This is a genomic window from Brasilonema angustatum (assembly GCF_059505445.1).
Genome location: NZ_JCACKO010000015.1, coordinates 64,281 through 71,111, shown reverse-complemented (window position 1 = coordinate 71,111; position 6,831 = coordinate 64,281). Strand labels below are relative to the sequence as shown.

The window sequence follows — 6,831 nt, the reverse complement described above, 5'->3', positions numbered from 1 at the left end:
ATATCTCTCAGACTGAATTTCTCTAGCGGCGGCGAGTGCTTCGCCTAATAACTCACGTGTCATTTTCTCTGCTAAGGCACTCAGGGCAGAGGCGCGATATCTCTCAGACTGAATTTCTCTAGCGGCGGCGAGTGCTTCCAGTAAATTAATAAAGTTGGTGTTGCTCAAGATGGCACTTCTTAAATCAGCATCCCTTAAGTCAGCACCGCTTAAGTCAGCATTTTCTAGGGAAGCGCTGTTTAAATTTGCACCGCACAGGTTAGTTTCACTCAAATTACTGTTACTAAGGTTTGCATTACTTAGATTTGCACCAGTCAGATTATCTCTACTAAGATCTTCTCCACTTAGATCTGCACCAATATAATCATCAGCTAAACTCAGCCCAGCAATTTTTGCTAATTCTGAGAGTTTTCCTGTTGGCTCATTATCAATCGCTTGAAAAATATCGCCTAGTTCTTCAGGAGATAGTGGTTGAGTCATACTGCAATACTAATTTGCTTACATAGTCTTTTAGTTTCGGCTCTACAACATTTTTAAAAAAAGTACAAATTTTCGCATGTTTTTTCTTTTTATTAGTTTTCTCATCCCAGACGCCATCCTGGGAAGTGATTCCTAAATCATTGATGTTAATCTTGACTTGAAAAGTCGCTTCCACTTGACAAGATGTATTTTGCAATTCCATGATTCCAAGCTCTTGATTGCTCAGCGAACCGAATAATACTGATGCTTTTTCTGGAATTTCTGCTTTATGTTTCACCTTAAACTGCCATTCAGGATTTTCGTCAGTTCCCATAAATGTGACATCTCCGTTAAAATCTTGAACTTTGGGAACTTTACGTTTCTCCAATGGCATACATCCATTTGTCAATTTTAAACACAATCTACCAAACTTAATACCAAATCTAATACTTCCTTCTTTTTTGACAAAATCATTTGATTCTTTCTCAATGAAATTCTCTTCTACCTCGCCAAATGAAATATGTAAGATAGTACTAAGTTGTTGTGTTTGGACTTGATAATACCAGTTTAAGAAATGTATTTTTAGTACAACTAAATTAGCATATTTATGATCTAGTAGCAATTTGTCAAAAGGAACTACTTCACCACCGCTAGTACTAAGATTCTGTAGTGGAATTGACTCAGAAATTTGTTCAGAAGATCCAAAATTGAAAATATTGTCTCTGATGGTAACATTCGAGTCCTTAGAATTTACCCCTTGCCAATCTTCTCTAGTCATTTGCCACTAAAATTGAAAGTATTATTGCTGATGGTGGGATTTGCATTCTTGAAATTTATCCCTTGCCAGTTCTCATTAATAATGTTTGGGCGTTGAGCTATTACCGCTTCTGTCAATGCTTTAATTGTTACTGCCAGTTGTGGATTTTGTTCTGCTGCTGTCTGTGCTTCGTTTGCCAAAGCTTCCACTGCTGCTTTAATCTCCGGATCTGCCTTTGCCACTGACTCTATTTTTTCAACCAAAACAGCTTCACCAATATATTCTCGCTGTTTTGAAGGTAATGCTGCATTTTTCGCTGTCGCTTCTAAGGCTTCTGCTGTATCCCTGGACTTGTGCTTGAGTTGTTGAATGACCTTATTGGCTTGCTCAAAGGCTTTAGCAACAATGAGTTCGCCTGTTTTTTCAAACGTTTTGTTTAACAGTAGACTTACAAGTGCGATCGCACCAACAGTCAATGGCTCCATGTGCTACCTCATCTAGCGGCATCTTATTTTAGTTATTACCACATGGTTTCTGCTCTAAATTCCGCAATTTCTCTAAAAATTTATAGTTAACGTGATCTCGACGAGTTAAAAAAGGCACAAAAAAAGGCGATCAACTCTAAGAAAAGCAAAAAATAAGTAATCGCACTAAATTAAGGTAAATTTCCTCACTTTCTACGAAATCACCATCGTTTAACCGCACCTGCTACTAGCAAATTGACCCGATATAGAGCGTGTTCACTAGTCATAAACAGCATTTTGCCATCATTTCCGCCAAAGGCAAAGTTTGAGATTGGAGTTTCAGTTAATATCTTGCCTAGCAGCAAACCGGTTGGAGAAAAAATATTTACGCCATCACCACAACCTGTGTAGATATTTCCATTTGCATCCACGTCAACTCCGTCTGGACCCCAAATTGGGTTCTCAGTCGTGCATAGCACTTCGCCACCGGAAACCGTTCCGTCTGGGTTCACCGTGAATGCGCGTATTTGTCGCTTATCCTCTGCCGAATCTCCAACATAAAGCTTCTTTTCATCCGGAGAAAAAGCGATGCCATTTGGCATACTCAAATCATCAGCAATTAATGTCAGCTTATTTGCTTTGGGATCGAAGCGGAAAACCCCTTGAAAATCCATTTCCTTGGTTCTGTTACCAATACCGTAGGTTGGATCGCTAAACCAAATTGTCTCGTCAGATTTTACCTCCAAGTCATTTGGTGAATTGAAGTGCTTGCCTGCATAATTATCCACCACTATTGTTCGCTGACCATCTATGTTGGTCATGCTAATTCCCCTCGATTCGTGTTCGCAAGTCCAAAGCCTGCCTTGCAAATCAAAAACATTTCCGTTTGGCTGATAGCTAGGCTTGCGAAAAGTCTGTAACCCTTGAGTATCACTCCAGCATCTATGTTCATCTGCATCAGTGTCACTAAAAATGAGCCGATGATGTTTTTTATCCCAAACTGGACCTTCGCAGAAGGACATTCCATCGGCAAGTTTAGTGATTTTGGTGTTTGCCGCTAATACACCTGGAATTCCAGTTTCTTGTGTATGACTCATTGTCAAAATACTCTTTGAGTTACAGTGCTTTTCAAATGATTACTATATGGTATTGCCAAGTAAGTTCAAGCAATCATTTGATTTTCAAAACTGCCTAGCTTACTTGCTAGTAGTGGGTTGTCCGTACCATAAACTTGAGATAGCTGTCCAGTTTGAGCCAAGATGGTTCGCACCTGTGTGTTAGAAATGTCCGCAAGGGTACCTGCTTGAGCGTTCGCTATTGCTGCTGCAATCCCAACTCCCTGCCCAACACCACAGTTGAATTCCACAATTCTCCCAGCAGAAGAAGCATAGCCAACAAATCCAGAACCGGGACTAATAACAGCCAAGTTGGGTACATTTTTAACCAGGGCGTGCCGAATACCAATGTTGAACAAGGGCGGATTCAGAAATGCAAAATCGTTAAAACCTTTACCAGCAGCCCTTTCATCTAAGCCATTGATACCGCCACGAATATCAAAATGGTAACCAAAGGTTCCCAAAGCTTCACTTTGTGGCACACCCCCTGCAAGCATTTCAGATCCACTCAGGGGATCAACTGCCCCTGTAATATTACCAGCATGACGAATATAAAGTTCTTCTGCGGACTTGACCTGAGTCGCGCCAATGCTTTGAAACCACTTTCTCACAAATACCATCTCACGCAGCATGTCTGATGTTGGCTTGGATTTGGCGCGTGTTAAAGCTTCTGCTTGGTCAGCATTAACTTTATATAACAGTGCATTCCAAGATAACCTTCCCTGAGACAGAATTGCTATGTTTCCGTTGTCAAGCATGGTACCACTAGACTGTAGGGACAAAGCAGTACCTCGGAAAGCATGGTAGGCTATGGAGAGAGCTTTAGAGCGAACGTCGATGTAATCTTGACCTGCATACATCGTTTTCAGCTTGCCTGCGGAATCAACCAGGTCTTTTCTCAGCTCGTCTGCTCTTGCTGGATCTCCTCCTGCGGCAACATTTAACCATTTTTGAGCTTCAGTATCTGCTTTATTGGTGAAGCGTTTGAGATATAGAGACTCCACATTTTTGAGTCTATCAATACTTAGCCCACTAGTCTCAAAGACTAAAGTCACTGCTAGTTCGGAGTCAGGTAAGCCAAAAGTTTCAAATCCCTTAAGTTTTTTAACTCCAGCTGCTTGCGCTAATTCTGCATTTATAGTGCAGTCAATAAACTGTTTGCCTGCATAGGTTTCACCTTTAGTTAGTTCAATAGCAGTTATTTTCTGTCCTTCTTTAATTACGGACTTGATTTCAATATCGCTAATAATATCTGCACGCACCTCTTGCAACATCGCTCGCAAAGCGTTATCAGCTTTAACCGGATCGAGAGCAATAAACGCTACACCAGCTCGTTTCAAAAATTCTTTGTAGATAGCGGGTGGATCTCCAAAGGTGTCCAAATTACGTGATTGACGAATCGCAGCAGGAACTACAGAACGGTCAAGATAAGACAATCCACCACGTACTAAATGACCCCCAATTCCTAATTTAGAATTTCCTTTCAACAGTAGCAAAGTCCGTGGATATTGATTTTTTTGACGGTTGTATTCGCGTGCGGCAGAAACTAGAGCGAGAATACCAGGAATTTCGTCTCCGAAGCAAATAACGTCATATGTACCAGTTATGGTAGCAACCTTGACTTCAGGCATAGGTTTTCTGTTTAACCCTCAATTTTGTCAGATTTGATTCTCTAAATAAAGTCAACAATATTTCCTCTTGTCATTCCAGAAATGAATTAGTACCCTCATGAGTACTTTTTGAATGACTGGACGCCAACACTACAGCTAACAAGTGTCAAAGTAGAGTCAGAATTGCGACTTGTGTTTTGTCCAAACTGTCGCAATTTATTGTATGATTTTATTTCAGTAGAATTTTCTTGACAATGAGTTTAAACGCCCAAAAGAACGTAATGATACATCACCACGCCCAACAACGTGGTGAGCAGTTCATCCTTAGTGAACAATTGATATCTTAAGGTTCTCCGTAGTTTAACGAAGAGTATCAATCTCAACTGTGATCATCAAATTTCGTTGAATCGTTAATTTTGGCACCATAGAGGTTAGTACTATTCAAATAAGCGTTAGTGAGATTGGCACTGCGGAGGTCAGCATTACTGAGGTTTGCACCATTGAGGTCAGAAACGTTGAGGTTCGCACCACTGAGGTTGGCACCGCTGAGATCCGCACCACTGAGCCGAATACCGCCAAGATAGGCATCATTGATATTAGCACCTTTGAGGTTCGCACTATCGAGAATGGCTAGGCTCAAGTTCACGTTTTTGAGATTACTACCACTGAGGTTCGTACCACTGAGGTTGGCAGCACTGAGATCGGCATCAGTGAGGTTTGCATCAGTGAGATTGGCATGACTGAGGTTGGCACCACACAGGTTTGCATTACTGAGGTTTGCACCGCTGAGATCGGCACCACTGAGATTGGCAAGGCCGAGATTTGCACCACACAGATCTGCACCACTCAGGTCAGAACTAGCAAGGTTGGCAGTACTGAGATTGGTAATGTCAAGCTTGGCATTATTGAGATTTGCCCCACTAAGGTTAGCATTGAACAGACTGGCACCGCTAAGGTTTGCCTCTTGAAGGTCTTCTCCTGCAAAGTTTTCTGCAGACAAGTTATGAGTTTGTGCTTCGTCGCGCTGGTTCAAGTTTAGAAGTTCTTGGAAAGATTCTTTAACCATTGGGCAACTTTGACCGATGTAGATACACTCCTCTCTGACTTTACAAGATATTTTCCTGGCGTCATATCTCTCTTTCGTTATTTTTATTTTTATACGAAAAAATGGTATTGTAAAGTATTGTTTACTTTTGTGCCAATAGTTCAAGCAGCGATAGCTAGCCCCTAAGGGGGCGCTGCGCAAACGCTGCTGCGCTCTGCGCAGATCGCGAAATCACCTCACTCACCAACTGATTTCCCTGCAAGTTAAGATGGATGTGGTCTTGATACAAGGCTTTGGGGTCTTGAGTTGAGTTAAATATTGGTAAAAAATCTAAATAAGTGATTTTTTGGGCTTGACAAAATTCACTCAAGCGCTTTCGGGCTATAACTTCGTAATCGCGGGATCCAGGCGAACCAATTTCTCGGAGTAAGGGAGTCATGACGAGAAGAAATTGAGTATTGGTTTGAGAGGTAAGTGCTTGGATTTTGCCAATTGCTTCTAGGTTAAAACCAACTCTATCGCCTGGTTCATTTTGTACTGCTTCTATTCCTGGTATTGGCGTTGGCTTTAATATATAACGTTGAAAGACTTCTGTTAATGCTAAAGCTGGCTTTTTGTCGGGGTAATTGCGATCGCATCCTACGGGTAAAGATGTAGGAGCGGTAGCAAACAAATCATCGGTGTTAATGAGTAGCACAAGTGCTTGAGCCTCAAAACTGCCAAACTTTTCCAAATAGGCTAATTCATTTCTTGGTCCCCAAGAGTTGGCTGAAGCATTCAGCACTTCTACTTGTTGGAAATTACTAGCAACTGTTGAAGTTAGCAAGCGGATCATTAAGCTAGAAATCGTATTACTCTGGTCTGTCCACCAGCCACCATTAGCAATAGAATCTCCCAAAAGTAGCACCCGCAGAGTAGATGGTGAACGCGTCTGGGATATGGCTTCACTTCGCATTGAATACTGATTAATTGTAATACGATGACCAAAACGACGGGTGCGTTGGTTAGGACTCAACAGATAACCAATCTGCTCATCCTGAACGTATGTTAGAGGATTGCCAAACCCGAACAGCAATCTTAATCCCACCTCTATGATCACAAACAATCCGAGCACGACGACTAAACTGATGACCAGCGCCACTTTCACTTGTTGAGTCCGTTTGTTCTAAGTTCCGTATATTTTACACTTGTTACGTCAGTCAATGGAAATCTTCTTACACAACGCTGACTTGGTACTGCTGTAGGGTGAACATAAGCTATGCCCATTTATTGAATTGGAGGGTGATTGCATTCAAATACAAATTACTATCACTAAACTTTTTATTTTACTGGTAAAAAGAGAGTAAAAAATTAGACTTTTTAATTAGAAAAGCCGTAGAGA

7 protein-coding genes are annotated in these 6,831 nt (G+C 41.3%); all 7 read right to left on the bottom strand.

Features of this window, described 5'->3' with window-relative positions:
• On the bottom strand, nt 1-480 hold a 480-nt coding region (locus AC5JM2_RS04120; RefSeq protein WP_495833643.1), incomplete at its 3' end, for a pentapeptide repeat-containing protein.
• Nucleotides 458-1,237, bottom strand: coding sequence for a hypothetical protein (locus AC5JM2_RS04115; protein WP_495833642.1), 780 nt, complete (start codon nt 1,235-1,237; stop codon nt 458-460). The genes AC5JM2_RS04115 and AC5JM2_RS04120, both read right to left, overlap by 23 nt.
• Nucleotides 1,234-1,701, bottom strand: coding sequence for a hypothetical protein (locus tag AC5JM2_RS04110; RefSeq protein WP_495833641.1), 468 nt, complete (start codon nt 1,699-1,701; stop codon nt 1,234-1,236). Before AC5JM2_RS04110 ends, AC5JM2_RS04115 begins: the two co-directional genes overlap by 4 nt.
• Nucleotides 1,702-1,901: 200 nt before the next feature.
• A complete protein-coding gene (locus AC5JM2_RS04105) occupies nt 1,902-2,777 on the bottom strand; it encodes an SMP-30/gluconolactonase/LRE family protein (protein ID WP_495833640.1) in 876 nt (291 codons plus the stop codon).
• 65 nt (nt 2,778-2,842) lie between these two features.
• A complete protein-coding gene (locus AC5JM2_RS04100; protein ID WP_495833639.1) occupies nt 2,843-4,426 on the bottom strand; it encodes an FAD-dependent oxidoreductase in 1,584 nt (527 codons plus the stop codon).
• Between the two features lie 358 nt (nt 4,427-4,784).
• Complete coding sequence (locus AC5JM2_RS04095; protein ID WP_495833638.1) at nt 4,785-5,471, bottom strand: pentapeptide repeat-containing protein; 687 nt, start codon at nt 5,469-5,471, stop codon at nt 4,785-4,787.
• A gap of 154 nt (nt 5,472-5,625) precedes the next feature.
• Nucleotides 5,626-6,597 carry an SGNH/GDSL hydrolase family protein gene (locus AC5JM2_RS04090; RefSeq protein ID WP_495833637.1) on the bottom strand — a complete coding sequence of 324 codons (972 nt, stop codon included), beginning with the start codon at nt 6,595-6,597 and terminating at the stop codon, nt 5,626-5,628.
• Between the last annotated feature and the right edge of the window lie 234 nt (nt 6,598-6,831).